20 protein-coding genes and 1 tRNA gene are annotated in these 26,436 nt (G+C 69.0%); 9 read left to right on the top strand and 12 right to left on the bottom strand.

The genetic code is table 11. From position 1 onward, the window contains the following. Positions 1 to 129: 129 nt before the first annotated feature. Together I55_RS16355 and I55_RS16350 are read right to left on the bottom strand one after the other, a co-directional pair. Complete coding sequence (locus I55_RS16355) at positions 130 to 4,710, bottom strand: translocation/assembly module TamB domain-containing protein (protein WP_044561646.1); 4,581 nt, start codon at positions 4,708 to 4,710, stop codon at positions 130 to 132. A gap of 11 nt (positions 4,711 to 4,721) precedes the next feature. After that, complete coding sequence (locus tag I55_RS16350; RefSeq protein WP_049974199.1) at positions 4,722 to 6,854, bottom strand: BamA/TamA family outer membrane protein; 2,133 nt, start codon at positions 6,852 to 6,854, stop codon at positions 4,722 to 4,724. A 425-nt stretch (positions 6,855 to 7,279) separates the two neighbouring features. On the opposite strand from I55_RS16350, the gene typA reads away from it, so the two are divergent. Further along, entirely contained in the window at positions 7,280 to 9,100 is a 1,821-nt protein-coding gene (gene typA, locus I55_RS16345) for a translational GTPase TypA (RefSeq protein ID WP_044561645.1), read from the top strand. Positions 9,101 to 9,239: 139 nt separating this feature from the next. Beyond that, the gene (locus I55_RS16340) at positions 9,240 to 9,614 is read left to right on the top strand and encodes a cupin domain-containing protein (RefSeq protein ID WP_044561644.1); all 375 of its coding nucleotides are present in this window, start codon (positions 9,240 to 9,242) and stop codon (positions 9,612 to 9,614) included. Between the two features lie 34 nt (positions 9,615 to 9,648). Here the strand turns inward: I55_RS16340 and I55_RS16335 are convergent, their stop codons facing one another. The 5 genes from I55_RS16335 to I55_RS16315 all read right to left on the bottom strand — a co-directional run bounded on the left by I55_RS16335 (position 9,649) and on the right by I55_RS16315 (position 13,495). Then, positions 9,649 to 10,329 carry an epimerase gene (locus tag I55_RS16335; RefSeq protein WP_044561643.1) on the bottom strand — a complete coding sequence of 227 codons (681 nt, stop codon included), beginning with the start codon at positions 10,327 to 10,329 and terminating at the stop codon, positions 9,649 to 9,651. An 11-nt stretch (positions 10,330 to 10,340) separates the two neighbouring features. Beyond that, on the bottom strand, positions 10,341 to 11,246 hold the full coding sequence (locus I55_RS16330) for an SDR family NAD(P)-dependent oxidoreductase (protein WP_044561642.1): 906 nt from the start codon (positions 11,244 to 11,246) through the stop codon (positions 10,341 to 10,343). A 98-nt stretch (positions 11,247 to 11,344) separates the two neighbouring features. Beyond that, positions 11,345 to 11,914 carry a TetR/AcrR family transcriptional regulator gene (locus I55_RS16325; protein ID WP_044561641.1) on the bottom strand — a complete coding sequence of 190 codons (570 nt, stop codon included), beginning with the start codon at positions 11,912 to 11,914 and terminating at the stop codon, positions 11,345 to 11,347. Positions 11,915 to 12,028: 114 nt separating this feature from the next. Then, entirely contained in the window at positions 12,029 to 12,742 is a 714-nt protein-coding gene (locus I55_RS16320) for a site-2 protease family protein (RefSeq protein WP_044561640.1), read from the bottom strand. A gap of 3 nt (positions 12,743 to 12,745) precedes the next feature. Next, positions 12,746 to 13,495: a DUF2167 domain-containing protein gene (locus I55_RS16315; RefSeq protein WP_286364303.1), complete on the bottom strand. Its 750-nt coding sequence runs from the start codon at positions 13,493 to 13,495 to the stop codon at positions 12,746 to 12,748. Between the two features lie 627 nt (positions 13,496 to 14,122). Here I55_RS16315 and I55_RS16310 point away from each other — a divergent pair. The 5 genes from I55_RS16310 to I55_RS16290 all read left to right on the top strand — a co-directional run bounded on the left by I55_RS16310 (position 14,123) and on the right by I55_RS16290 (position 18,022). Then, positions 14,123 to 15,298 carry an acetyl-CoA C-acetyltransferase gene (locus I55_RS16310; RefSeq protein WP_044561638.1) on the top strand — a complete coding sequence of 392 codons (1,176 nt, stop codon included), beginning with the start codon at positions 14,123 to 14,125 and terminating at the stop codon, positions 15,296 to 15,298. Positions 15,299 to 15,499: 201 nt separating this feature from the next. Continuing rightward, the gene (gene phbB / locus I55_RS16305; protein WP_044561637.1) at positions 15,500 to 16,225 is read left to right on the top strand and encodes an acetoacetyl-CoA reductase; all 726 of its coding nucleotides are present in this window, start codon (positions 15,500 to 15,502) and stop codon (positions 16,223 to 16,225) included. Between the two features lie 179 nt (positions 16,226 to 16,404). Beyond that, a complete protein-coding gene (locus I55_RS16300) occupies positions 16,405 to 16,899 on the top strand; it encodes an NUDIX hydrolase (protein ID WP_044561636.1) in 495 nt (164 codons plus the stop codon). 14 nt (positions 16,900 to 16,913) lie between these two features. After that, positions 16,914 to 17,813 (top strand): DMT family transporter, encoded by a 900-nt coding sequence (locus I55_RS16295; RefSeq protein WP_252181174.1) that lies wholly within the window; start codon positions 16,914 to 16,916, stop codon positions 17,811 to 17,813. A 119-nt stretch (positions 17,814 to 17,932) separates the two neighbouring features. Continuing rightward, positions 17,933 to 18,022 (top strand) — tRNA-Ser (locus I55_RS16290). 218 nt (positions 18,023 to 18,240) lie between these two features. Here the strand turns inward: I55_RS16290 and I55_RS35400 are convergent. Continuing rightward, positions 18,241 to 20,751, bottom strand: a complete 2,511-nt coding sequence (locus I55_RS35400; protein WP_049974198.1) for an esterase-like activity of phytase family protein — start codon at positions 20,749 to 20,751, stop codon at positions 18,241 to 18,243. A 214-nt stretch (positions 20,752 to 20,965) separates the two neighbouring features. Between I55_RS35400 and I55_RS16280 the strand changes: the two genes are divergently transcribed. Next, entirely contained in the window at positions 20,966 to 21,892 is a 927-nt protein-coding gene (locus tag I55_RS16280) for a S1/P1 nuclease (RefSeq protein ID WP_083901164.1), read from the top strand. 144 nt (positions 21,893 to 22,036) lie between these two features. Here I55_RS16280 and I55_RS16275 read toward each other — a convergent pair whose 3' ends face one another. Both I55_RS16275 and I55_RS16270 read right to left on the bottom strand, forming a co-directional pair. Beyond that, on the bottom strand, positions 22,037 to 22,420 hold the full coding sequence (locus I55_RS16275; RefSeq protein WP_044561635.1) for a hypothetical protein: 384 nt from the start codon (positions 22,418 to 22,420) through the stop codon (positions 22,037 to 22,039). Between the two features lie 10 nt (positions 22,421 to 22,430). Beyond that, entirely contained in the window at positions 22,431 to 23,501 is a 1,071-nt protein-coding gene (locus I55_RS16270; RefSeq protein ID WP_044561634.1) for a hypothetical protein, read from the bottom strand. A gap of 204 nt (positions 23,502 to 23,705) precedes the next feature. On the opposite strand from I55_RS16270, the gene I55_RS16265 reads away from it, so the two are divergent. Further along, a complete protein-coding gene (locus tag I55_RS16265; protein ID WP_064742509.1) occupies positions 23,706 to 24,194 on the top strand; it encodes a DUF3280 domain-containing protein in 489 nt (162 codons plus the stop codon). Positions 24,195 to 24,197: 3 nt separating this feature from the next. On the opposite strand, the gene I55_RS16260 is transcribed toward I55_RS16265, so the two are convergent. Then, a complete protein-coding gene (locus tag I55_RS16260; protein WP_044561632.1) occupies positions 24,198 to 25,454 on the bottom strand; it encodes a Xaa-Pro peptidase family protein in 1,257 nt (418 codons plus the stop codon). Between the two features lie 127 nt (positions 25,455 to 25,581). Then, entirely contained in the window at positions 25,582 to 26,253 is a 672-nt protein-coding gene (locus I55_RS16255; RefSeq protein WP_044561631.1) for a glutathione S-transferase family protein, read from the bottom strand. Between the last annotated feature and the right edge of the window lie 183 nt (positions 26,254 to 26,436).

The following is a 26,436-nucleotide window of genomic DNA, read 5'->3' as shown; positions in this document are numbered from 1 at the left end:
TCCAGTCTGCTGACGCTCCCCGTAAATCTGCGGCGCCCGCAGTCGCGGGCTACGGGCCTGTCGGCCCGCTGGCGCAGCGAGGACAAGCCAAGAGGCGGATGCCCCGCCGGCGCCTGAGGAACACCAAAACTAATAATCCCACTGGTACTTCAGGCCCACGGTGTCGTCCGTGCTGCCGACGGCGCCGTTCAGGCGCAGGCGGGGGGTGAGGGCGTATTCCAGGGTGACGGTGGTGCCGCTGCTGCCCACCGACTGGGCGACGCCGATGTAGGTCCGGCTGTTGATGTAACGCCCGGCGCTGACCGTGCCGAAACCGCTGGCGCCCACGGCGGCGCTGGAGAATTCCAGCCGGTCCACGCCCAGGCTGTGCTTCACGTTGTCCAGGATGCCCGGCCCGCTGCCCAGCACGCCCGACAATTGGGCCACGCCCTGGGCCAGCTGCAGGGCCTCCAGCGCGCTGATCTGGCTGATGGGCCTGTCGAACAGCAGGCGGGACAGCACCTCGTCCTGCGGCCGCGGCGGGTCCGAGGTCAGGGCCACCGTCGGCTTGGACAGCCGGCCGGTGATGTTCAGGATGGCGGTGAAGTCCGCCTTGGTGGAGGTGGCGGAGATGTCCAGCAGGGGGTCGCTGTCGCCGGTGAAGGTGATGTCGCTCTTGGTCAGGGTGAAGGTCTGCCCCTGGGCGCTGAAATCGCCCTTCACCAGGGTGACGCGGCCGGTCAGGTGCGGATCGGCGCTGGTGCCGCGCGCCTGCATGGTGGCGGCGAACTCCGCCGTCAGGCCACGGCCCTGGACGTAGATGCGGTTGGCCGCCTTGATGTCCACGTTCAGGTGGACGACCATGCCCTTGCCAGTGGCCGCCATCTGCGCCTGCGGCTGGCGCGGACGGCCGTTGACGTAGCGCACCGGCAGGTCGGCCACGTCGGCCGGCGGCTTGTCCGGCAGGCCCACCCAGGTCTCGCGCAGGCGCACGGTGCCGGCCAAGTCCGGCTTGTTCATGAAGCCCTTCAGCGTCAGGTCGCTGTCGACCCAGGCGGTGATGGGGTCGGTGCGCAGTAGGCGGGCGTTCTTGGTGGTGACGCGCAGGTCCACCACCGGCGCCTTCTCCTGCGCGTTGGGATCCCCCAGGTTGATGCGGCCGCCAAGGTCCACGGCGCCGCCGTCGGCCGTGCTGCCGTGGAACTTCTCCACCGCCAGGCCCCGGGCGTCGCCCACCAGGTGGGCGTTCAGGTCGAAGATCTGGGTGCCGCTGCCGCCGTTCTCATACTTCGCGTTGATGAGGTCGACGGATCCGGTGACCTGCGGATCGGCCACCGTGCCCGCCACGGCCAGGTCGACCGAGACCTTGCCGCCGATGCGCTGGGCGGAGGCCGCCAGGAAATCGTTGTAGCGCGACAGTTCCGTCCGGCCGTTGATCTTGGCGCTGACCGGCCCCTGCATCACCGGCGACATCGTCTCCGGGTTGAGGGCCAGCGGCGTGTCGGCCTCGGCGTTCAGATCCACCGCCCCGTCGGCGGTGCGGGCCGCCAGGGTGCTGCGCACCCGGCCGTTGCGCCAGGCCGCGGTGAAGGTGGCGTCGGCGTTCAGCCGGCGGTCGGCGCTGTTCTTCACCTCCAGCGCCTTCTTCTTCGCCGGGGTGGTGTCGGCGCCGGTGGCGTTGGCCGGGTTGTTGGCCACGGCGGCGCTGACCGGGGGCGCACCGTTGCCGGCGACCCCTGGGCCGGCGCCCGGCGCTTCGGTGGCGCCGCTGTCCAGGGTCACCGCCAGCTGCTGCATGGACAGGCCCCGGATGCTGACCGTGGCGTCGGCCGTGGGATTGGCGGCGGTGCCGCTGGCCGTGACCTTGGCGTCCAGCGTGCCGGCCAGTGTCAGCGCCGGGTCGGCCAGTGCCGCCAGCGCCAGGGGCAGGGCCGTCGCCTCCACCTGCGCTGTCACCTCCTTGCCGTTCAGCGCCAGGTCGGCGCGGATGCGGCCGGTGCCCAGCGCCACGTCCAGGCCCTTCACCGCCACGCTGCCCTTGGCGACGGTGATGGTGGCCGGGGCCGCCAGCTTCAGCGTGGTCTGGTCCAGCCGGCCGTTCAGCTGATCCAGCCGGGCCACGGTGGGGGATTTGCCTTCCTTGGGCGATCGCGGTTCCGGCGGCTGGGTCAGGTGGCCGGCGCTTTCCACCTGGAAGGTGCGGCGGCGGCCCACGCCGCCCACGCCGGTGGTGCCATCCAGGGCCAGGGTGATGTCGCCCTCTCCCAGGGTGCCGCGCCAGGCGGCCGTCACCTTGTTCACCAGCACTTGGCCGGCCTCGATGCCGTCGGCGGCCAAGGTGACGTTGGGACGGGGGCTGCCCAGCACATCGTCGATGCGGCCGGCCAGGCTGGCCTGGTGGATGCGCTGGTCCTCCACCACCAGGTCGTCCAGCGTCACCTTCAGGTCCACGCCCTGCGCGCCCTTCGCGGAGCCGCCCTTGGCCGGTGGCGGCGGGGGCGGGGCGGGCTGGCCCTTCTTGGACTTGGCTTGCCTGGCCGGCGCGCGCGCGGGCGCGGCGGTCGAGGCGCCCAGGACGATGTCGGCTTTGGCCCGGCCGGCCAGCCGCGCGCCGGCCAGGGCGCCCAGGCTGGACAGGTCGGGGAAGGTGGCGGCCAGCTTGCCGGTGGCGACCTGGCGGTCCAGGTCGGCCTCCAGCGCGCCTTCCAGCTTGTTGGGACCGAGCGCCGCCGCCAGGTCCCGCACCGTCAGGCGGGGGCCGGTCTTGACCACGTGCGCGGCCACGCTGGCGGGGCTGCCCACCACTTGGCCGCTGCCCTTCAGGTCGGCAGTCAGGACGTTGTCCTTCAGGGTGAGGGCGCCGGCCAGGTCCACGGCACCGGTGCGCACGCTCAAGGGGGCCACGGTCACGTCCTTGCCGTCCAGGGAGGCGCGGACCTTGCCGCTGATCTCCGCCCGACCGGCCAGCAGCGCGTCCTCGGTCGGTTGCCCGGTGCGCAGGTTGGCGGCCTGCACCGCCAGTGTCCCCTCGGCCACGCCGTCGGCCACCGTGCCCTCCACCGTCGCCGCCACATGGCCGGTGACGGTGTCCTCAGGCGCCGGCTGGGCGCCCGGGGCCGGTTCCTTGCCCACCCCGGCCAGCGCGATCAGGGTCGCCAGCTCGCCATCCGTCAGGCGCAGGGTGCCCTTGGCCTGGCGGCCCCAGCCTTGCGCGCTGCCGCTGCCGGTCAGGCGGCCGATGCCGCCCTCCAAGGTCAGCTTGTCCACCTGGATGTCGCCGCTGGCGCGGTCCAGGGCGCCGGTCAGGGCCAGGTCGGCATGATCGGTCAGGGCGGGCGGCAGGCCCGGCGCGCTCAGGCCCTGCAGCTTGGAGGCCAGGTCCAGCAGCAGGCGCGTCCCATCCTCCTGCAGCTTGGCGGTGGCGGTCAGGTGGCGGATATGGGCGTCGTTGTAGCCCGCCTCCTCCACCGTCAGGTCGGTGGTGACCGCGCGCTGCTTTTTCGCGCCGGCCTTGCCCGCCGCCGGATCGGTGGTGCGCAGCACGGCGTCCAGCTGGCCCAGCGTCAGGCCCGGCACCACCGGGGCCAGGGCGTCGGGCGCCGATGGCACAAGGTGCAGGGTCAGGTCGCCCACCTTCTCCTTCAGGGTGCCCTTGGCCGTCAGCCGGCCGGCCGCCACGGCCAGGTCCAGGCTTTCCAGGGTGATGGTGCCGTCATCGGCCAGGGTGGCCGCCGTCCGCAGGGTGGCGGCGTCGCCCGCCAGGGTGGCCAGGTTGTCGGTCAGCAGGCGCCCTGGGGCGGCCTTCAGCTCCAGGGTCAGGCGCTTGGCCTTGGCCGCCGGCCGGGCCAGGCCGACATCGGCCGTCAGCGCCACGGCGCGCGCGCCGGCCTGGGCCGTCTCCTTCAGTTCCAGGTGGGCCTGGAACTGGTCCAGTGGGCCGCTGCCCTTCAGGCTCAAGGCCAGGGGGCCCAGTTCTGGATGCCCGGCCAGCCGGGCCACCAGGCCGCCGGCCTCCTCCTGCCCCTGAAGCTCCAGCGCCAGGCTGCCGGGGGTGGTCAGGCCGGGGGCGGTGAAGCGGGCGGTCAGGTCGCCATGGGCGGCCCCGCCATCCAGCTGGGTCAGGGTCAGGTGGCTGTCGCCGTCCAGGGTGGGGCCGACCTTGACCGTGCCGCTGGTGGCCAGCGCCGCACCCTGCCCGCCGACCAAGCCGGGCGCCAGCTCGATGCGTGGCAGATCCAGGCGGCCCACGGTCACGCTGACCGGCAGGCTGAAGGGGCTGTCGTCCTGGACCGTGCCGTCCGGCGGCGGCTCCAGCGCCGGGGTCTGCCGGTCCACCCAGATACGCCTGGCGCTGAACAGGTCGATGGCCAGCTCGCGGTGGGTCAGAGGCAGCAGCCGCCAGTCCAGGGCCGCGTCCTCCACCATCAGCCAGGGCTTGCCGGTGGCGATGTCCACCAGGGTGGCGCGCGCCACCCGGGGATGGAAGGGCAGGCCGGACAGGCCCTCCACCTTCAGGCCAGGCACGTTGGCTTCCGCCTGGCGGGTGGCGTAGGCCCGGCCGGAGCCCGTGTCCATCCACCACAGGCCGATGCCGACGGCGGCGGCCAGGCCGGCGATGACGCCCAGCAGGGCGAAGACCGCGATGTGGCCGGCGGCCAGCAGGCGCCGCGCCGTGGAACGGGGCCGGGGCGGGACGGGGGCGGGACCGGGCGGGGGGGATGTGTCGGACATGCCGGGTTCCGTCAGAAGGATTGGCCGATGCTGACGTACAGCTGCCACATGCTGTCGCCGCTGCGGCGATCCAGGGGCACGCCCACGTCCAGGCGCAAGGGACCGAAGGAGGTGAAGTAGCGCACGCCCAGGCCGGCGCCCCAGCGCATGCCCTGGCTCAGGTCCGGGTAGGCCGTCTCGAAGGCGTTGCCGCCGTCGATGAAGGGCACCAGGCCGATGGTGTCGGTCAGGCGGATGCGCAGCTCCGCGCTGGTTTCGATCAGCGAGCGGCCGCCGGTGGGGTCGTTGTTGACGTCCAGCGGGCCGACCTTTTGATAAGCGTAGCCGCGCACCGACCCGCCGCCGCCGGCGAAGAAGCGCTTGTCCGCCGGCACCTGGGCCAGGCTGCCGCCGAACACGGCGCCCAGATTGACGCGGGCGGCCAGGACATAGGCCTTGGCATCGTCCACCGCCCAATAGCCGCTGCCCCCGGCCCTGCTGATGACGAAGGTGCCGCTGTCGCCGAGGGGGCTGAAATAGGGGGTCACGCCGGCGCTCCAGCGATAGCCCGTGGTGGGGTTCAGCAGGTTGTCCGTATTGTCGAAGTTCAGCGTCACGGGCACGCCCACCAGGGTGTTGTCGGTGGTGGTCAGCACCCCGTTGCCGGTGAGATCCTGCCGGATGGACGACTGTTCCAGCGTCACACCGGCCCCCCCCGTCAGGTGGGTCGCCAGCGGGTGGGTGACGGTGGCGCCCAGGGTGATGGCATCGCGGGAATAGGCCTCCGGATGTTCGGAGACGGCCAGCGCCGACAGGTTCAGCGTGGTGTCGGTTTCCAGGAAGTCCGGCTTCTTCAGGGTGCTGCCCAGGCTGTAGTCCAGCCCGTCGGAATCGCGGAACTTCTTGCGGCCGAGGCCGCCGATGGCGCCGGTGACGGTCAGCGCCTCCGCTCCGCGCAGGAAGTTGCGGTCGCCCCAGGTGGCGGTGGCGGCGGCGCCGTCGGTGGTGCCGTAGGTCAGGCCGGTGTTGATGAAATGGCGTTCCCGCTCCTCCATCTGGCCCAGCATGGGCACGACATGCGATCCGTCGGGCCGCGTCTCGCCCGGCACGTCGTCCAGGGTGACGCGCACCTGGGAGAAGACGCCCAGGTCGGTCAGCTTGTTGCGGGCCTTGTCCACCTTGGCCGGATCGTAGACGTCACCCTCCTTCCACGGCAGGCGGCCGTAGGCCACCTCCGGATCCAGGCGGCCCAGGCCGGTGAAGGTGGTGGGGCCGAAGCGCACCAGGGGTCCGGGGTCGACGGTGAAGGCCACGGCCATGGTGTGGGCCTGCACGTCCACCGCCAGGTCGCGCTGGCTGACCGTGGCGCGGGCATACCCCCGAGTCGCCAGCAGGGGCGCCACGCTGGCCTCCGCATCGCGCACGGCGGGGCCGCGGGCGGCGTCGCCCGGCTTGAGGTGCAGCTTGCCCAGGTCCAGCGGTCCGCCCGGGGGCGGGGAGCCATCCGCCTGGGCCAAGGTGACCTTGGAAATGGTGTAGCGCTGGCCGGGCGTCACCTCGATGACCACGGCAACCGGCTGGGCGTCGCCATCCACCTTCACCATGACGCTGCCGTCGAAATACCCCTCCGACCGCAGCGCGGCGGCCAGCTTGTCGTAGTCGTTGTCGATGCGCTTCTCCAGTCCCAGCAGCGACGATGGCGGGTCGTTCTGCAGGGTGATCAGGGAGGAGGCGCTGCGCAGCACGTCCATCAGGCCATCGTCGACCTCAATGCCCTTGGCGGGGTGGAAGTCCACCGTGTAGGTGGCCGGAGGTGGCTCCGCGTCCGGCTGGTCATCAGGCGTCTGGTCGGCCTTGGCCGCCAGCACGCTGCCCGGGGTGCTGTCGGACGTGTCGGCGTCCGCCGTACCTTTGGGGCCGCCGTCCTGCGGGCCGGTCTTGGACGGGTCGTCCGGGGTGGTCGGCTTGGTCGCGGGTGCGGCCGATGACTGGCCCGAGGCCTGGTCCGATGGCTGGGCAGTGGGCGTACCTTGGGGCGCACCTTGGGCGTAGCCCTGCGCGGGCCAGCAGGCCAGGGTCAGGGTGGGGAGCAGCGCCAGGACGGCCGGGCGGACCGGCGATCGGTGCTGAAGGCGGGGGGTGGCGAAGGGCGACGCGGGCTCCAACGGCGATGGTGGGGGTCGGGCTTTGGGGCCGGGCGGGGAACTGGGCCCGCGCGCGGACGCGGGGACCGGGGATGGGTGGCTTGCCTCCCTTGTTTTCGAACCGTACGCCGCCGGGGCGGCGTTAAGTCTTTGTGACGGCACCGGGGATCCTGATCATTCCCCGACAGGGGAAAGGGCCGGTGGACATGAGCTTAACCAACAAGATAGTGGCAATTTTATAGTCTGCCTTGCGGTACCCGTAACCCCCTCTTGCGTCCAACCCCCTTCGGCAGGTCTTTCTCCCGACCCTGCCAATAGCTATATTCCGCCCCGAGGAACCCGGTCCCGGTGCCCATGCGGCAGGGATCGGGCTTTTGTTTTTGGGCCATCGCCAGGCGCACGTCGCGTTTTTGGACCGGGCCCCAGCTTCGCGGGATTAGCGTCCAATGGATATGCGTAACATCGCCATCATCGCGCACGTCGACCATGGCAAGACCACCCTGGTTGACGTGCTGCTGCGCCAGTCGGGCGCTTTCCGCGACAACCAGCAGGTCGCCGAACGCGCCATGGACAGCAATGACCTGGAACGCGAGCGCGGCATCACCATCCTGGCGAAGTGCACCAGCGTCCTGTGGGAAGGCACCCGCATCAACATCGTCGACACCCCCGGCCACGCCGACTTCGGCGGCGAGGTGGAGCGTATCCTGAGCATGGTCGACGGCGTCATCCTGCTGTGCGACGCCGCCGAGGGCCCGCTGCCCCAGACCAAGTTCGTGCTGGGCAAGTCGCTGAAGCTGGGCCTGAAGCCCATCGTCGTCATCAACAAGGTGGACCGTTCCGACGCCCGCCCGGACGAGGTGCACAGCGAGGTGTTCGACCTGTTCGCCGCGCTGGACGCCACGGACGAGCAGCTGGACTTCCCCACCCTGTTCGCCTCGGGCCGCAACGGCTGGGCGGCGGAAAGCCTGGACGCCCCGCGTGAGGACATGCGCCCGCTGTTCGAGCTGGTTCTGCGCCATGTGCCGGCCCCCAAGGTCGACGTCGACGCCCCCTTCACCATGCTGGCCACCACCCTGGAAGCCAACCCCTACCTGGGCCGCCTGCTGACGGGCCGCATCCAGACCGGTGTCGCCCGCGCCAACATGGCCATCAAGGCCCTGACCGCCGACGGCAAGCTGATCGAGCAGGGTCGCATCTCCAAGCTGCTGGCCTTCCGCGGGCTGGAGCGCGTGGGCGTGGAAGAGGCCCAGGCGGGTGACATCGTCGCCATCGCCGGTCTGACCAAGACCACCGTGGCCGACACCATCTGCGAGCCGGCGGTGACCGAGCCCCTGGCCGCCCAGCCCATCGATCCGCCGACCCTGGCCATGACCTTCAGCGTCAATGACAGCCCGTTGGCCGGTCGCGAAGGCGACAAGGTCACCAGCCGCATGATCCGTGACCGACTGATGCGCGAGGCGGAGGGCAACGTCGCCCTGCGCGTCCGTGAAACCACGAACGCCGATGCGTTCGAGGTGGCCGGCCGTGGTGAACTGCAGCTGGGCATCCTGATCGAGAACATGCGCCGCGAAGGCTATGAGCTGTCGATCTCCCGTCCCCGCGTGCTGCTGAAGACGGACGAGAACGGCCAGCGCATGGAGCCGATCGAGGAAGTGGTGGTCGACGTGGACGAGGAATTCTCCGGCGTCGTCGTCCAGAAGATCTCCGAGCGCAAGGGCGACATGCTGGAGATGCGTCCATCGGGTGCCGGCAAGGTCCGCCTGGTGTTCCACGTGCCGTCGCGCGGCCTGATCGGTTACCAGAGCGAGTTCCTGACGGACACCCGCGGCACCGGCCTGATGAACCGCCTGTACCACGGCTACGCCCCGTACAAGGGCCCCATCCAGGGCCGCCGCAACGGCGTGCTGATCTCCAACGGCGAGGGGGAGGCCGTGGCCTACGCCCTGTGGAACCTGGAAGATCGCGGGCCCATGATGATCGAGCCGGGCGCCAAGGTGTACCAGGGCATGATCATCGGCGAGCACAGCCGCGGCAACGACCTGGAAGTGAACGTCCTGAAGGGCAAGCAGCTGACCAACATCCGCGCCGCCGGCAAGGATGAGGCCGTGCGCCTGACCACCCCGATGGACATGTCCCTGGAAAAGGCCCTGGCCTATATCGAGGACGAGGAACTGGTGGAAGTGACGCCGAAGTCCATCCGCCTGCGCAAGCGCCTGCTGGACCCCACCGACCGCAAGCGCGCGCAGAAGCAGGCCGAAGCCGGCTGATCGCCGCCTTCATCGCTTAGACTGGCGAAGCCCCGTCCACCGCGCCTAGTGGGCGGGGCTTCGCTTTTGCACGAACGTTCAAGCGGGGATGGGGTGTGGTCGCCTACAGTCGCGGCCTCAACCCTGAAGGACCGCTGTCATGAGCAAGACTTACGCCCCCATCCGCTTCGCCGAGAAATTCGCCCTGTTCCACGACCAGTGGCAGCCGCGCGTGGTGGCGGAAATGAACGACTATCAGTTCAAGCTGGTGCGCATCGAGGGCGACTTCCTCTGGCATGCCCATGCCGACACGGACGAGACCTTCATCGTGTTGGAGGGCCAATTGCGCCTGGATTTCCGTGACGGCGCCGTGACCGTGGGCGCGGGCGAAATGTATATCGTGCCCAAGGGTGTTGAGCACAAGCCGTCCGCCCAAGGGGAGGTGAAGATGATGCTGATCGAACCACGCGGCGTGGTGAACACCGGCGACGGCGCCGTGGGCGAGCGTACGGCGCGGAACGACGTGTGGATTTAGAGCGGGATGCNATCACNCGTGATCGCATCCCNCTCTAACCGACCCTCGACCATCCCACCAACTGGCGGATATCCGCCGTCTCCAGAACCGCCTTGGGCGCGCCGGTATCGGCGGCGTTCAGCATGGCCTGGCTGATCTCCACCGTGGTCAGCACCTGATTGGGGAACAGGCGGCGGGCCAGGGGCAGCAGCGGGGCGGCCAGGATGTAGAACAGGCGGTAGGCCCGCGTCTTGGACCGGGCGCCGTGCAGGGGTGGGATCAGGCCCGGGCGGAACAGGTGCACGGCCTTGAAGGGCAGGCGCCTCAGGTCGTTTTCCGTCCGGCCCTTCACCCGCGCCCACATGGTGCGGCCCCGCTCCGTCCCGTCCGTGCCGGATCCGGAGACATAGATGAAAGTCATGCCCGGGTTCAGGCGGACCAAGGTCGTCGCCACCTCCAGGGTCAGGTCATGGGTGATGCGGGTGTAGGCGGCCTCGCTCATGCCGGCGGAGGAGACGCCCAGGCAGAAGAAGCAGGCGTCAAAGCCGGCCAGCAGCGCGTCCAGCGTTTCCCACGCATCCATGGCGGGATGGGTCAGTTCCGACAGCTTGGGATGGGTAAGGCCGGTGGCGGTGCGGCCCACGGCCATGACCTGGGTGACCCGGGGGTCGTGCAGGCATTCCCGCAAGACCCCCCGGCCCACCATGCCGGTCGCCCCGAACAGGATGACCTTCATGGACTGTATCCTTACGAGTGGGCGGGTGGGGTGAGCACCGCCTGGGGTGTAGTCTCCGGCAGAGTGGGAACGGGGCCGCCATAGGCCACGTCGGTGGACCGGCTGACCGCCTCCCACTCCGTCAGCTGGGCCGCGCGCTGGCCATCGGCCAGGGCGAAGTAATGCAGGGCGTCGCTGCCCAGCAGCAGGTGCGGGGGCAGGGTGGGGTGGCCGGCCAGGCGCAGGATCAACTGGGCGACCTTGGCGGGATCACCGGCCTCATTGCCGATATAGGGTTTGAACATCTCCACCAGGGCACCCACCGTGGGCTGGTAGTCCGCCATGACCGGGGGCGTGTCGCGCAGGGAGCGGGTGCCCCAGCCGGTGCGCATGCCGCCGGGTTCCAGCGCGCAGATCTGGATGCCCAGCGGATTCACCTCACCCGCCAGCACTTCCGTCAGGCCGCCCACCGCCCATTTGGCCGCCTGATAGGCGCTGAGCCCCGGCCGGCCCAGGCGACCGCCAACGGAGGACACCTGCAGGATATGGCCGGCGCGTTGGGCCCGCATCACCGGCAGGGCCGCGTGGGTGACGTTGACCACGCCCATCAGGTTGGTGTCGATCTGCCTGCGGAAGACCTCCAGGTCCATCTGCTCGAACGGGGCGACGTCGGCGTAGCCGGCGTTGTTTACCACCACGTCCAACCGGCCGAAGGCCTCCACCGCCGAGGCCACGGCGGCACGCGCGGCCTCGGCGTCGGTGACGTCCAGCGCCAGGGCGCGCACCCGGTCGCCGTGCTGGGCCACGAGGTCGGCCAGCCGCTCCGGCTGGCGGGCGGTGGCGACCAGGCGATGACCGGCGGCCAGCACGGCCTCCGCGATGGCGCGGCCCAGGCCGGCGGCGCTGCCGGTGACCAGCCAGACTTTGGATGACGTCATGATCCATGCTCCATTGGAAAATTGAAGGGAAAATTGAGCGCTCAATCACTCATTTATTGCGCGAAGAAGGGAGCGTCGGTCCGAGGGCGGCCTTCGGCTCAACGGCTGATGGCGTTCCACAGGGCGGTGAAGCCGGCGTCGCGATAGCGGTCAGCGGCATCCGGCTGGCGGATGATGAAGTCCATGGTGGTTTCGGCCAGGGCCGTCAGGATGGCGGCCACGAAGTCGGCCGGCTGTTCCCGCATCAAACCCAGGTCCACGCCCTCGCGCACCACGCCGTCGATGCGGGCGAAGCCTTCGCTGCCCTGGGCGCGGGTCTCGGGTGTCAACCGGTCCGACACCAGCAACTGGGCCATGGCCCGCCGCCCGGCCGGATGGCGCACCCCCCAGTCGACATAGCGATCCCAGATGTGGCGCACCCGGCCGGCCAGGGGGGCGTCGGCCGGATAATCCGCCATCAAGGCCCGGCGCAGGTCCGTCTTCAGCGCCAGGTACAGTTGGTTCACCAAATCATCCTTGGTGGCGAAATAGGTGAACAGCGTGCCCTCGGCCACGCCCGCCAGGCTGGCGATGCGGGCGGTGGGTGCGCCCAGCCCGGCTTCGGCGATGATCCGGGTCGCCGCCGCCAGGATGGCGTCACGCTTCTCTTCGCTTTTGGGTCGGGCCATGGGGATGTCGCTGATAAGACGGAGTTAAAGAGTGAGTGAGCACTCAATATAGTCGCCGGCGGAGCCATTCCAAGTGCGTGCCGTCACAGGGCCGCCTGAAAACATCGCCGATTTTCAGGCCCCGGCCAGCATGCCGTGCACGGCGTCCGTCATCACGGCCAGGAAGGCGAGAAGGCCCAGGTAGAAGGCGCCATATTCCACCTTCAGGCTGGTGGGCACGGCGTAATAGGCCTGGTTTTCCGGCGCCTTGGGATCGAAGCGCCAGGCCTTGATCAGGGCCGGTATGGCGGCGATGGCGACCAGGATCAGCAGCGGGCTGGGCCGGTAGATCATCATGGCCACCATGACCGGCGCGCCCAGGAACCAGATGCGCGGCGACAGGATGGCCGTCATACGGCCCCCGTCCAGCGGCGACAGGGGGATCAGGTTGAAGAAATTCAGGAAGAAGCCGCTATAGGCGATGGCCAGCAACAGTCCGCTCTGGGTTTCCCGGCCCCAGAAATAGACCAGGCTGGCGGCCACCGTGCCGACGAAGGGGCCGGCGGCGGCCACGTAAGCCTCCGTCTCCACATTCATGGGCTGTTCCTTCAGCTCGATCCAGGCGCCGACGAAGGGGATGAAGGTGGGGGCGCCCACGGGCAGGCCCCGTTGCCGCGCGGCCACGAAGTGCCCCATCTCATGCGCGAACAACAGGCCGATGAAGCCGGCGGCGTACCACCAGCCGTAAAGGCCGGCATACACCGCCAGGGACACCAGCATGGTGATGATCGTGCCGCCCGCCTTGCCCAGCTTCAGGAAGGCGAACGCCAGCGCCAGCAGCTTCAGCATGGATCAGGGGGGTCCGGCCTTGCGGGCGCCCATGATGCGGCGGATGGCGGCCCCGGCCCCCACCACGGCCAGGGCGCCCAGCTTCCACGCCTTGATCAGGAAAGCGCCGATGACGGCCAGCAGGCCCAGCTTCTTCACCGCCACGGCCCCCACCAACGCGGCCAGGCCATAGGCCGCCACCTTGTCGGTGGACGCGTTGAAATCTTCGTACCGCTTGCCGGCGTTGAACTCCAGCGTGCCCAGGACCTGGCGCACGGCGGCCTTGTCCGTCTCGACGCTGGCGCTGTCGGTCAGCAGATCCAGGCTGAAATAGCCTTCGCGGCCCAGGGCGTAGGTGTTGTAGTTCACCGTCTGCGGCTGGTCCGCCGGCGCGCCGCGCACGGTCGCGGCCAAGGACCAGATCAGGCGGTGGGTCTGGGCGTCGTAGGCCGGGGGCTCGATCCAGCCGGTGATGTCCAGGGCCGGATGGCCCCGGCGCAACCTATCCTTGTTCGCCTCCGCCGTTCCTTCCTTCAGGCTGTCCAGCAAGGCGTCGGCCTGCCATTCCTTGGCGTCGCCGTCGCGGACATAGCCTTCCTTCTTCCAGTCGACGACGATCATCCACTGGGAGTCGTCCTTGTTGGCGAGGACGATGCCGTATATCGCCGGGTCCCTGGTGTTGCCCAGTGCCTGCAGCAGGCGGTCCGCCTCCGCCGCGGGAATGAAGGCTTCGCTTTCCGTGATGCCCAGCGTGCCCTGGTCCAGCAGCTTGATGGAGGCCGGGCCCCGGGTGGACGCCTTCGCGGCGGCCTTCCAGGCGGCTTCCGCCTCGGTCTCCGCCGGGGCTGGTGCTGCCTGGGGCGCGGCCCGGGGGCCGGTGATGGCCGGCGTGCGCGCGGTCTACGAAGGGGGCGATGGCTGCAGATCGGCCTGCGCGGTTCGCGCCAGAAGCAATCCGGCGCCCAGAAGCAGCGCCGCGCCCGCCCGATGATTGTTGGTCATGGCCCCCGTCTTTTCCCCTGTGCGTGGGGTATCCACCCCCGCGTCCCCATCCGCGAATTTGTATATCGTTTTCGCCCATTTTCAAATCGACGCCGCATGAGGCCGTCCACCATTTGATCCGAATCAGCGCGCGACCGTTCCGGGCAAGTTAAATTTCCGCGCGAAGGATGCAATCGGGCGCAGGGGTGTTTCGCGCTTTGGTGGTGCCCCTGGTGGTGAGCGTGCTTGCGCCCGGATTGGTAAATGGCCAAGACTAGGAGACGGGGAGGCGTTCCGCCGTCCCCACCGGAATTTCCACCGCCTTTTCCCGCCGGCCCCGTTAACCTTGACAGGGGCGCCGGTGGGCGGGCCGCCCTAAGATCAACGGGGCATGAGATCGTTCGGGAAGAGAGGAACATCATGGTCGAAGTGGTCATCGCCAGTGCCGCGCGCACGCCCATTGGCAGCTTCAACGGCGCGCTCAGCAGCCTGTCGGCCGTGGCGCTCGGCACCGTGGCCGTCACCGAGGCCCTGCGCCGCGCCCATGTCGACGCCGCCGAGGTGTCCGAGATTGTGCTGGGCCATGTGCTGAAGGCCGCCACGGGCCAGAACAGCGCCCGCCAGGTGTCGGTCGCCGCCGGCGTGCCGGTGGAACGCACCGCCTATACCCTGGACCAGGTCTGCGGCTCGGGCCTGCGCGCCGTGGCCCAGGGCTTCCAGGCCATCCGCCTGGGTGAGGCCGAGGTGGTGGTGGCCGGCGGCATGGAGAGCATGAGCCAGGCCCCGCACGCCATCCACCTGCGCAACGGCACCAAGATGGGTGACGCCAGCATGGTGGACACCATGATCAAGGACGGCCTGTGGGACGCCTTCAACAACTATCACATGGGCACGACGGCCGAGAACGTGGCTAAGAAGTGGGAGATTTCCCGCGAGGCCCAGGATGCCTTCGCCGCGGCCAGCCAGCAGAAGGCCGAGGCGGCGCAGAAGGCCGGCCGCTTCAAGGATGAGATCGTCTCCGTCACCGTGCCCGGCCGCAAGGGCGACGTGGTGGTCGAGGCCGACGAATACCCCAAGGCCGGCACCACGGCGGAAACCCTGGCCAAGTTGCGCCCGGCCTTCGCCAAGGACGGCACCGTCACCGCCGGCAACGCCTCGGGCATCAACGATGGCGCCGCGGCGCTGGTGTTGATGACGGCCGAGAACGCCGCCAAGCGCGGGGTGAAGCCGCTGGCCCGCATCGTCTCCTGGGCCACCGCCGGCGTCGACCCGTCCATCATGGGCACCGGCCCCATTCCCGCCAGCAAGCTGGCGCTGCAGCGCGCCGGCTGGACCGTGGCCGACCTGGACCTGGTGGAGGCCAACGAGGCCTTCGCCGCGCAGGCCTGCGCGGTGAACAAGGATATGGGCTGGCCGGAGGACAAGGTGAACGTCAACGGCGGCGCCATCGCGCTGGGCCACCCGATTGGCGCCTCTGGCGCGCGTGTGCTGGTGACCCTGCTGCATGAGATGCAGAAGCGCGACGCCAAGAAGGGGCTGGTCACGCTGTGCATCGGCGGCGGCATGGGCATCGCCATGTGCGTGGCCCGCGACTGAATGGTCTGAGGGTGCGCGGCCCGGATTGATCTTTCCGGCTGCGCAACAAGTCAGGTGCCCCTTGGGGCGGGCGGCGGCGTGACGGCCGCCGCCCGTTTTCCAGGGGGAGATGGGGGCCGGATTCGGGCGGTGAGCCGGTTCCCGCAAGAGTTCCTTTGAACTTCATGGTCGATTTCTGACTAGGCAAAGGGGAGGATTAAAATGACAGCGCGTGTTGCATTGGTGACGGGTGGTACCCGCGGCATCGGCGAGGCGATCTCGGTGGCGTTGAAGGACGCCGGCTACAAGGTCGCGGCCAATTACGCCGGCAATGAGCAGAAGGCGCGCGAATTCACCGAGCGGACGGGCATTCCGGCCTACCGTTTCGACGTGGCGAATTTCGAGGACGTGCGCCACGGCATGGGCAAGATCGAGGCCGACCTGGGCCCGATCGAGATCATCGTCAATAACGCCGGCATCACCCGCGACGGCGTGCTGCATCGGATGGATTTCGAGCAGTGGAACGACGTCATCCAGACCAACCTCGCGTCTTGCTTCAACACCTGCCGGGTGGCCATTGACGGCATGCGGGCGCGTGGCTTCGGCCGCATCGTCAACATCGGGTCCATCAACGGCCAGGCCGGCCAGTACGGCCAGGTGAACTACGCCGCCGCCAAGTCCGGCATCCACGGCTTCACCAAGGCCATGGCGCAGGAAGGCGCCGGCAAGGGCGTGACCGTCAACGCCATCGCCCCCGGCTATATCGACACCGACATGGTGCGCGCCGTGCCCGCCAATGTGCTGGAGAAGATCGTCGCCAAGATTCCGGTCGGCCGCTTGGGCAAGGCGGAGGAGATCGCGCGCGGCGTGCTGTTCCTGGTGGCGGATGACGCCGGCTTCATCACCGGCTCCACGCTGTCCATCAACGGCGGGCAGCACATGTATTGAGCGGGTCCTATCCTCGCGTTTCAGTCCGCTACGCTCCCCAAAACTCTCCAGCGGCCGCAGTCGCGGCCTAGGATTTGAGCGGAATGACTGTGGTGCGAGGCATTGGCCTGAGGCACGTGCTTTGGGGTATGACAGGGGCGGGTCCGGCGACGGGCCCGTCCCTTTATCATTGGTGCCCCATGTCCGACCAGCCTCCCGCCTCGCCCCACCTGTATCCCGACCATCCCCGCGTCGGCGTGGGCGTGCTCGTGTGGAAGGGCGACCAACTGCTGCTGATCCGCCGGGCCAAGGCACCCCTGGCGGGGGAATGGTGCCTGCCGGGCGGCAGCCAGGAGTTGGGCGAAACCCTGTTCCAGACGGCCGCCCGCGAGGTGCGGGAGGAGACGGCGGTGACCTGCCGGCCGACCGCCGTGCTGACGGCGGTGGACGGCATCACCCGCGACCCCCGGCCCCCGGGCGCCGGGCCGGAGGTGGCGGCCCCTGTGCGCTTCCATTTCACCATCGTGGAGATCATGGCCGACTACCTGTCCGGCGATCCCGCGGCGGGTGACGACGCGGCCGAGGCGCTGTGGGCCGACCGGGCGACATGCGGGCGGCTGGTGACCTGGCCGTCCATCAAGGCGGTGGTGGACCTGGGCTGGGCCGCCCGGCAGTCCCGGGAGCGGGGGGGGTGAGGCATGGTGGGGCAATGGTTGAGGATCCGGCGCGCGGCGACACGGGCATGACCCGGGCGCGGGCCACCGCCATCGGCGCCGTCGCCATCGCGCTGTGGGCGACGCTGGCGCTGCTGACCACCCTGACCGGCCCCATCCCGCCGTTCGAGACGGAGGCGGTGGCCTTCGCCGTGGGGGGCCTCACCGGCATCGCCTGGATGGCGGCGCGCGGCCGATCCCCGCTGGCGGCGCTGCGCCAGCCGCCGGCCGCCTGGGCCTTGGGCGTAGGCGGCCTGTTCGGCTATCACTTCCTCTATTTCCTGGCCCTGAAGTCCGCCCCGGCGGCGGAGGCCAACCTCATCAACTATCTCTGGCCGCTGCTGATCGTGCTGTTCGCCGGGCTGCTGCCTGGGGAGCGGCTGGGCCGCCGCCAGGTGCTGGGCGCGTGCGTGGGCCTGGCCGGCACCGTGCTTCTGGTCACCGGAGGGCGCGGTCTCAGCGTCGATACCGCCTATCTGCCGGGCTTCCTGGCCGCGGCCGGCGCCGCTGTCACGTGGGGGGCCTATTCCGCCCTGTCACGCCTGCTGGGGGCGGTGCCCACCGATGCCGTGGCCTTCTTCTGCCTGGCTACCGCCGCCCTATCGGCCCTGTGCCACGCCGTCATGGAGGTGACTGTAATGCCGGACGCCGGACAGTGGGCCCTGCTGGCGCTGATGGGCCTGGGGCCGGTGGGGGCGGCGTTCTTCGTCTGGGACATCGGCATGAAGAAGGGCGACATCCACACCCTGGGTGCCGCCAGCTACGCCACGCCGCTCATGTCCACCCTGCTGCTGATCCTGGCCGGCCGCGCCCAGCCCAGCGGGGTGGTCGCGGCCTCCTGCGCCCTCATCATCGCCGGCGCCGTCATCGCCAGCTGGAAGGGCCGGCGGCCTTGAATTTTTGGCGCACATAGCGCTTGCGCAAGCGATCCGCATCCGCTAGGGTCCGCGCCGCTTCGCCAGCCGGCCCCTTTCCCGTTCGACAGCAAACGGGGGCCGGACACGGAAATGAATACGGAGAGGTGCCGGAGCGGTCGAACGGGGCGGTCTCGAAAACCGTTGAACCAGCGATGGTTCCGTGGGTTCGAATCCCACCCTCTCCGCCATTTCCCCCGAAGCCCTCGTCATCCCTGGACTCCATACCCCGACAAGGCACAGTCTCGCCCTGGCCTAGGCTGCGGCTGGGTGAAAACGTGTGCCTGAAATGAAGCGGCCGGCCCCCGCGCTGATGGCGGAAGCCGGCCGCGTTCCTGTACCGGCGGCACGAGCCATAAACTCGTGCCGCCATGGCCCGCGACTGCGGGCGTCTGGCACCGGAAGGGCGTCAGAGCGTGAAGCGGAAGGCCGCGCCCACGCCGTAGGCCGGCTTGTCGTGATCCAGGAACGAGGCGTCGCCGTTGATCAGGAACGCCACGCTGGGCGTCAGCGCCAGCGTCAGGCCGGTGCCGACCCGCCATCCATCGCCCTCGACCCCGGGCAGGGTGGCGGTCTGGATGCCCAGCGGGCTGGCGCGCCGGTTGGACAGGACGGTCGTGTAGTCGCGACGCCCGTCCGAACCGATCCGGGCCTGATAGGCGCCGCTCAGTTCGGGAACGGCGATCACGCCGCCCAGATCCAGGCGTGTGCTGATGAAGCCGCCCAGGCTGCCCAGCATCTGGTGCATCGTCTGGTCCGGATGGTCCAGGTTCAGGTGCAGCGCGTTGTCCTCGCTCCAGCGGTCCAGGCTGATCCGGTCGTAGGTCAGGCTGGCGATGGGCCCGAACCGCAGGTCGCCGGCGGTGAAGACCTGGCCGACCTCCACCGACACGTTGTCGCCCTGGCCCGAGGTGCTGCCGGTGGCCGTCAGGTCATAGGCGAAGGTGGTGCGCCGGATGTCCTTCAGCGTCACGTCGACATGGCGATAGCTGGCGTCCAGGTAGAAGCCGCCCGGCATCACCACGCTGAGATAGGGGCCAAGCGCCCAGCTCTGGCCATCGGCCTTCCCCAATGGACCGAACTTGGCCTTGTCGTCGGCATAGCCGAAGCCCAGGCCCGCGCGCACCGTGCTGGTGATGGCGTAGTCGGCGGTGACGCCGACGCTCCAGGTCCGGGGACGGGACACGCGGCCGTCGGCGCCGGGATCACCGGCGCTGGCCCAGTCGCCACCCGCCGCGATCTGCGTGCTGCCTTCCGTCCGCTCGGCGAAGCCAGCGCGCGCGGCCTGGGTGCGGCCGGTCACGTCCCGCGCCGCGGAGCGCTGGCTGGACAGCGCCGTTTCGCCCAGCGCCTGGCCCAGCGGGCCGGCGGTCAGCTGCTGGCTTTCCGTCGCCAGCGGGTCGACATAGGTGGGCAGGGTCAAGCGGTAAGCCAGCAGGGTGGTGTCATTCTCCACGCCCGAGGCGTCGGCGTAGGCGCTGCCCACCTGATACCCCTTCTGGGTCACGAAGTCGTTGTCGTTGCCCAGGAACAGGAAGAAGTCGTCGAGATGGGCGCGGTCCAGCGCCGGCACCAGGGCCAGCGCCTCCCACTTCTCCGACAGGCACTGGCTGTGGCAGTTGACGTTGTTGGTGGCGCCGTTGACCAGGCCGAACTTGGCCAGTTGGGCCGCGTTGTTGACGTCGACGAAGCTGGCGAACTGCACCGGGGTGATGCTGGCCGTCAGCACGCCCTTGGGCGCGATGGGCGTCCCGGGGGTGTCGTAGGCGGTGCCGGCGATGTTGGTCGCCCCGGTGATGTCCAGCAGGTCGATGCGCCGGTAATAGCTGGTCGGGCTGCTGTTGGGGGTGGCGCCGGAGCCATAGCCGTTGCCGTCGCGCGACAGCAACAGGAACTGGGTGTTGTTCAGGGCCAGCAGTTCACTCTCCGCGGCCACGCGGTTCAACGCGCCGGCGGGGTTGCCATTGTTGTTGTACATCGGCAGCTGCACCACCCATTCCCCTTTCAGCACGGCGCTGGTGGGGTTGCTGATGTCATAGGACAGCAGGCGGGTGTTGCGACGGCTGGTGTTGACGCTGGCCGGGTCCAGGTCCTGCACGGCGGCGGACTGCAGCACGGTGAACAAGGTCTTGCCGTCCGGCGACAGGCTGAGGCCTTCCAGGCCCTGGTTGTCCTGGCGGCCGGTCTGCGGGTTGGTGCCGACGATGGGCAGGGTGGGGCCCTCGGCGGCGGCGAAATTGTCGCCGCCGTTGCGCTTGGGGACCAGCGCCTCGGGCGGGCGGATCACGGACAGCAGCGTGCCGTCGCGGTTGAAGCGGTAGATGTAGGGCCCGTACTCGTCACTGATCCAGATGGTGCCGTCGCGGTTGAAGGCGAAGCCTTCCGGATCCAGGGCCAGGCGCCCGTTCGGCGCCTGCGGCAGGTTCGGGAAGGTGCCGCTGGCGGCGCGGAAGGTGTTGGTGGCCCCACCGGCACCCGGATCGAGGCCGGAGAAGGGCGTGCCGGCGTTGTCCTTGAACTGGATGGTGTCGCGCAGGCTCAGCCCGATCTGATTCTGCGCCGCCGGCGTCGTGCCTGTGTAGGGCGAGAAGGTCAGGTCCAGGATGTTGTAGCGCGGGATGTAGTTGGTGGTGCTGGCCACGTTGTAGCCGCGGTCCGGCAGGGTGTAGAGCGTGCCGGCATAGCTGCCGTCGGCCAGGCGGTGCCAGGTATGCAGGTCGATCTGCATGGATGAGATGGAGCCGAAGGTCTCCCCGAACTTGTCCTTCAGGCTGGCGGGCAGGCGCCCCACCCCCTGCAAGCCCTGGTTGGTGAAGACCGTGCCGTTCAGCGTCACGTCGACGGCGCTCTGGGCCACCGCCGGCAGGGGAAGACCGATCAGCGTGGTGCCCAGCAACAGTTTCCGGAAAAGGTTGCGCATCTTTCACCCCGACCCATGGTTATTTTTTTTACCCATGGGGCCTGATACAGGTGCCCGATGACGATGCGATTGCGTCTTGATATCCAATTGATGACATTTATGCAAATATTGCACAGTTGTTCATGTGTAATAAAGCCCGTGCGGCCAAGCGCCGACATGACAGCGCAATGTTCACCGGTTAACGTGGCGGCCTTTTGCCAGACCGGGAACCGCCATGAACGCCTTTCGCCGCACCGCCGCCGCGCTTCTTTCCACCGCCGCCCTTACCCTGTCCGCCAGCCAGGCGCTGGCCTGGGGCCCCAATGGGCACGCCATCGTGGGTGACATCGCGCAGGATCGGCTGACGCCCAAGGCCAAGGCGGCGGTGGACCAGCTGCTGGCGCTGGAGGGGCACCACACGCTGGATGAGGTGGCCAGCTGGCCCGACACCGTCGGCCATCTGCCCAAGGACAAGGGCGGCTTGCCCGACACGCTGCCCTGGCACTATGTCGACGTGCCCACCGACCAGCCCGCCTACGATGCCGCGCGCGACTGCGCCGAGGACAATTGCGTCATCGCCCGGCTGCCGGAGCAGGCCCGCCTGCTGGCCGATCCCAAGGCGGCGCCGGAGGCCCGGCTGGCGGCGCTGAAGTGGGTGGTGCACCTGGTGGGCGACCTGCACCAGCCCCTGCACGCGGCCGAGCGCGACCATGACAAGGGCGGCAACGACGTCAAGGTCCGCTACTTCGGCGATGACCGCAACGGCCACCTGAACCTGCATTCGGTCTGGGATGGCTCCATTGTCGATCGGGAGCTGGGCCTGTCGGTGAACAAGGACTATTCCATCGACCTGGCCAAGGCCAAGGCGGCCGCCGCCACCCTGGAACCCAACATCACCGCCTATGACGGCAAGGCCTGGCTGCCCAAAGGTTCGGCCAAGGTGGGCTTGAAGGGCATCGACCCGGCGGTGCAGGCCTGGGCCGAGGAGAGCCACGGCTTGGCCCGCGACGTCACCTACGGCCTGCTGCCCCCGCCGGAATCCGATGGCGTCGAGGGCCTGGCCCAGGGCTATGAGACCATCAGCTGGCCGCTGGTGCGCATGCGGCTGGAAATGGCCGGGGTGCGCCTGGCCTGGGTGGTGAACCAGGCGCTGGGGCGCTGAGCCGGTTTGGCGAAAGGCCGGTCAGGCGGGGGATTTTCCGGCCTTTTTTCAACTAGTTAGCGGACCGTGAGCATCACACCCAGGACGGTGGCGGGAAACAGGATGGCAACCGCCACCGGGATGATCAGGGCGGGGCACCCTCCATCACTCGAAGGCCTTGATGAAATCTTCCGGCTTTGACTCGGCAATGATCTGGAAACGGATGACGCTCCGATATGCGGTTGGATGATCGGAATTCAACTGAACGTCACGCCAAACGGCCTGCGCCCGATCGGGAAGGCGGCCGAAAAGGTAGGCGGCAGCGTAGACGCGGACGCCGTCATCAGGATCGTCGAGCAGCGGCGCCAAAGCTATGCGTCCATCCGGTTCCACCGGATCTAGGGCACGCACTGCCTTGCCCATCTTCGGCAGACACGACTTCATCACGTCATGGTTATCCAGCAAATCCGCCTCGTAATAGCGCAGGACTTGCGTCCGGAAATCATGAAGCAGGGTGGCGATACGGGCCTCTTTTTCGTCGGGTGTCATTTGGGGTCTCCTATTTCACGAGGCCGAGCTTACGCATGACCTCCAATCCCTTGCGCATCCGCTCTTCGAAAGATGCGGTTTTCAAATATTCACGTAGACTGATGGTCGCGCCTTCATAGGCGGGACCATTGAAGACAGCCGAAACCTCCTCGTGCATCAGCTTGGGTATCCGCACGATGTTCTTCGTTGATTGCACCAGTTCAACGGGAATGCCGTCCTTGATGGCCGATTGTTCGACGATGTGGTGGTACTCGAACCCGTCTCCGGCAGGCCCGTACATTTTCTCCAGGTCTTCCAGCTTCTTGAAAGCGTCGTAGGAGGAAAAGGAAACCTCTTCACTGGCCACCATCAGCTCCTCCGTCGTATGCACCCCGGCATTGACATATGCGTAGACGGCTTCGATTTCGGAAGAGAGCGAGGTCAATTGACCGGCTAGTTCAACCATGTCCGCGGCCAAGGCCGCATCGGCCAGCACATCGACCACGGGAATGGCGTTTCCGGCCAACTCCAGCGCGATGCGGGCCATGCGGCGGGAGGTGAGAAGATTGATGGCGGCCTTGCGGAAGGCATTGCGGGCTGCCCGGCGGGCCGTGGTCTTCACCATCGCCCGCATGTTGGCAGTGTCCTGCGCCTTGGGCTCGGCGATATCCACCTCCGCCTGATCGGCTTCGCTGAGTCCGCCTTCCTTGGGCCGGAACTCGCCGCCTCGACCATCTGGCTCTCCCGCCGGCCAGCCGGGATGGAGCGGGTCGGTGGGACTGGCCTTGGCCAGGGACGGCAATGGTGGTAGCGGCAGGTACTGCGTTCCAATGACTGCCTGCGCCAGATTGCCCTCGTTCAGCGCCCGGGCGACCGGCACCAAGCGGGAGTGCAGGCTGTCGGCGTTGGCCGCCACCCGTCCCGTGCCGGCCGCCAGCAGGGCGTCCAGTTCATCCGCGGGACGGGGGGCCCAGCCCGAGGCCGTCTTCACCAGCAGTCGGACGGAATTCCACAGGGGGCCTTGGTCATCACATGTGGCGCCCGGCCCGCCTTCCGGTTGGGCAAACCGATGGCCGTACGGGGCGCGGACCGCACCGTTCATATCGTTCTCCGTCTCTTAGGCTGATGAGAGGAATTGGAACATAATGAGAACGAATGGTCAACTTGGATTCTCGCGTTTTAGGCGCGGGCCGCTTGCGGCAAACCAACCTTTGGGGTGAAGGCGGAAGGTTCCTCCTTCCAAAGTCCATCCTCCCTTCCGCCCCCATCTGCGCCATGCTGCGGCCCAAACCGGGGAGGGCGCTTCATGGGCAGGGTTTGGGTGATGCTGGCGGTGATGGCCCTGGCGGGGCCGGCCTGGGCGCAGGCGCCGGTGCCCGCGGCGGTGTTCGACGTGCAGATGGTCAACAGCTCCCTGGCCGAGACGACGCCGGAGGAGGCGGCGCGGGTGGCGCGGCTGGGGAAGGACCTGCGGGCGGCGCTGACGAAATCCGGGCGCTATCGGCTGGTGGACATGGCGCCCGTGGCGGCCAGGCTGGCGGCCCTGCCGGCGCCGCGCGATTGCCCACCCTGCGCCATGGAGGCCGCGACCCAGGCGGGGGCCCAGGTGGCCGTCATCGCCTGGGTGCAGAAGGTCAGCAACCTGATCCTGAACCTGAACATCAGCATCCGCGACGCCGCCACCGGCCAGGTGCTGAAGGGCGGCAGCGTCGACATCCGGGGCAACACGGACGAGTCCTGGGACCGGGGCCTCGCCTTCCTGCTGCGGGAGCACGTGTTCGAGGATGGCCGATAAGTCTCAGATCGGCTGGACGATGGACGCGGCCAGGGGGGTGAACAGTTTCGGCCCCGCGTCCGTCATGTGCCAGCAATCCTCCAGCCGGATGCCGAATTCCCCGGGGATGTAGAGGCCGGGTTCGTCGGAAAAGCACATGCCGGCCTCCAGCGGGGTGGTGTCGCTCAGCACCAGATAGGGGGACTCGTGCCCGTCCAGGCCGATGCCGTGGCCGGTGCGGTGGGACAGTCCGGGCAGGCGATAGCCGGGGCCCCACCCCTCCCCCTCGTAATAGCGGCGCACGGCCTTGTCGATGTCCCCCACCGGAATGCCGGGCTTGGCCGTCTCCAGCGCGATCTCCTGCCCGCGCTTCACCGTCTGCCAGACCTTGCGCTGCTTGGCGCTGGGGGTGCCGTGGACCCAGGTGCGGGAGATGTCGGACTGATAGCCGTGGACGGAGCAGCCGCAGTCCAGCAGGACGGTGGAGCCCTCCTTCACCACCTCCGGCTGGAGGGAGCCGTGGGGGTAGGCGCTGGCCTCGTTCAGCAGAACCAGGGAGAAGTCGGGCCGTCCGCCCAGCGCGGCGGTGGCACTGTCCACCAGGGCGCCAATGTCCGCCGCCCCCATGCCCGGCCGGGTGTGGGCGTGGGCGTAACGCAGGGCCGCCAGGGTCACGTCGTTGGCCGCCTGCATCAGGGCCAGCTCCGCCGGCGACTTGTGCATGCGGCACGCCCGCACCAGGCCGTCGCCGGACACCAGGTCATAGTCCTTGGTCACCTGGCGGATGCCGTCGATGATGAAGAAGCGGGTGGTCGGTTCCACCGCCACCGTGCCGTTGGCCACGCCCCTGTCCCTCAGCGCCTGCACCAGGCGCTGGAAGGGGCTTTCATGCTCATCCCACGGCCGGACATCGCCACCCACCTGCAGGGTTTCGCGCACCGACGGTTCCTCGAACGCCGGGGTCACCACCACGACCTCGCCCTTGGCGGGGATCAGGGCGGCGGTGGTGCGCTCGGAGCGGTGCCAGCGGATGCCGGTGAAATAATCCAGGCTGCTGCCCGATTCGACCAGGAAGGCGCCCACCCCCTGGCGGGCCATCAGGTCCTGCAGCTTGGCGATGCGGGCCCGCCGCTCCTCCACCGTGATGGCCTTGGCGCCCGTGGTCAGGGGCTTCAGGGCGGAAAGGTCGTTCGTGGCCGGGCCGGCGGCGCGGGCGGAGAGGGCGCCGGCCGACAGGGGAAGCGCCGAGGCGGCGGCGAGGAAAAGGCGGCGGCTGACCATGGTGAAGCTGTCCCGGATGTTTCTTGGCCGGCGTCATCCGCACCGGCGATCTGGCATCCGTCCTACCACAAAGCCGTCCGCCTTTCCCGGTGGCTTCAATAAAATCGGATAATTTATGCGTACCGGCTTATGAGCCGGCGCGCTGGGCCATATAGGCGCGCAAGCCTTCCTCCATCTCATCCCACACCCGGGCCAGGGCGGGGCTTTCCCGCAGGGACCGGGCATAGCCGGCCACGGCCGGGTGGCGGTCCAGCAGGTGGGTGCGGCCGGAAAAGCGGATCAGGCCCTCCAGCGTGTAGCGCACGGGCGTCAGCCAGGCGTCGGCCATGCTGACCCGGCCACCGAAGGCGAAGGGGCCGCGCGCCGTGTCCTGGCCCAGCAAGGTGTCCAGCTGCCCCAGGCCGGTGTCCAGCTTGGCCAGTTGCGCCTGGATGGCGTCCTCATCCGGCGTCTTGGTGTCGAACAGGCCGAACAGGGGGAAGGTCTCCCGCATCACATAATGGTCGGCCACGGCGGTCAGCAGGCGCACGCGGGCCAGGTCCACCGGGTCGGCGGGGCGCAGGGGCGTGGCGGGAAAGGCGTCCTCCAGATACTCCACGATCACGCCCGATTCGGGGATGGACCGGCCGTCATCCAGCACCAGCACGGGCACGCGCACCATGGGGTTCAGCGCGCGGAAGGCTGGGGAGGTGCGCCAGTCCTCCGGCGGGGCTAGGATGTCGATGGCCAGGTCCTTGGCATAGATGGCCGCGCGGGCCCGGGCGGCGAAGGGCGACAGGGCCAGGGAATAGAGCTTCATGGCGGTTCTCCTCAGGATGGCGGTCTGGTTGGCGGCTACGATAGGCCGGGGCGCCCTCCCGGGCTTGGAAAAACGCGACGGTTTCCGGACGGTGGCGGCATGCGACCGGTGACGGCGGCGCCCAAGGGCGTGCTGGCGCCCGGCGCGGCGGCCCAGCGCTTCCGTCTGGGACGATACCTGCCC

The sequence above is a fragment of the Azospirillum sp. B4 genome, assembly GCF_000333275.1.
Taxonomy (GTDB): domain Bacteria; phylum Pseudomonadota; class Alphaproteobacteria; order Azospirillales; family Azospirillaceae; genus Nitrospirillum.
Note: the sequence above shows the minus strand (reverse complement) of the source record. Positions and strands in the feature narration are given on the sequence as shown.

Coding starts and splice junctions, on each gene's coding strand:
- I55_RS16355 (WP_044561646.1), bottom strand. CDS start 4,710: ATGTCCGACACATCCCCCCCGCCCGGTCCCGCCCCCGTCCCGCCCCGG.
- typA (WP_044561645.1), top strand. CDS start 7,280: ATGGATATGCGTAACATCGCCATCATCGCGCACGTCGACCATGGCAAG.
- I55_RS16340 (WP_044561644.1), top strand. CDS start 9,240: ATGAGCAAGACTTACGCCCCCATCCGCTTCGCCGAGAAATTCGCCCTG.
- I55_RS16335 (WP_044561643.1), bottom strand. CDS start 10,329: ATGAAGGTCATCCTGTTCGGGGCGACCGGCATGGTGGGCCGGGGGGTC.
- I55_RS16330 (WP_044561642.1), bottom strand. CDS start 11,246: ATGACGTCATCCAAAGTCTGGCTGGTCACCGGCAGCGCCGCCGGCCTG.
- I55_RS16325 (WP_044561641.1), bottom strand. CDS start 11,914: ATGGCCCGACCCAAAAGCGAAGAGAAGCGTGACGCCATCCTGGCGGCG.
- I55_RS16320 (WP_044561640.1), bottom strand. CDS start 12,742: ATGCTGAAGCTGCTGGCGCTGGCGTTCGCCTTCCTGAAGCTGGGCAAG.
- I55_RS16310 (WP_044561638.1), top strand. CDS start 14,123: ATGGTCGAAGTGGTCATCGCCAGTGCCGCGCGCACGCCCATTGGCAGC.
- phbB (WP_044561637.1), top strand. CDS start 15,500: ATGACAGCGCGTGTTGCATTGGTGACGGGTGGTACCCGCGGCATCGGC.
- I55_RS16300 (WP_044561636.1), top strand. CDS start 16,405: ATGTCCGACCAGCCTCCCGCCTCGCCCCACCTGTATCCCGACCATCCC.
- I55_RS16295 (WP_252181174.1), top strand. CDS start 16,914: ATGGTTGAGGATCCGGCGCGCGGCGACACGGGCATGACCCGGGCGCGG.
- I55_RS35400 (WP_049974198.1), bottom strand. CDS start 20,751: ATGCGCAACCTTTTCCGGAAACTGTTGCTGGGCACCACGCTGATCGGT.
- I55_RS16280 (WP_083901164.1), top strand. CDS start 20,966: ATGAACGCCTTTCGCCGCACCGCCGCCGCGCTTCTTTCCACCGCCGCC.
- I55_RS16275 (WP_044561635.1), bottom strand. CDS start 22,420: ATGACACCCGACGAAAAAGAGGCCCGTATCGCCACCCTGCTTCATGAT.
- I55_RS16270 (WP_044561634.1), bottom strand. CDS start 23,501: ATGAACGGTGCGGTCCGCGCCCCGTACGGCCATCGGTTTGCCCAACCG.
- I55_RS16265 (WP_064742509.1), top strand. CDS start 23,706: ATGGGCAGGGTTTGGGTGATGCTGGCGGTGATGGCCCTGGCGGGGCCG.
- I55_RS16260 (WP_044561632.1), bottom strand. CDS start 25,454: ATGGTCAGCCGCCGCCTTTTCCTCGCCGCCGCCTCGGCGCTTCCCCTG.
- I55_RS16255 (WP_044561631.1), bottom strand. CDS start 26,253: ATGAAGCTCTATTCCCTGGCCCTGTCGCCCTTCGCCGCCCGGGCCCGC.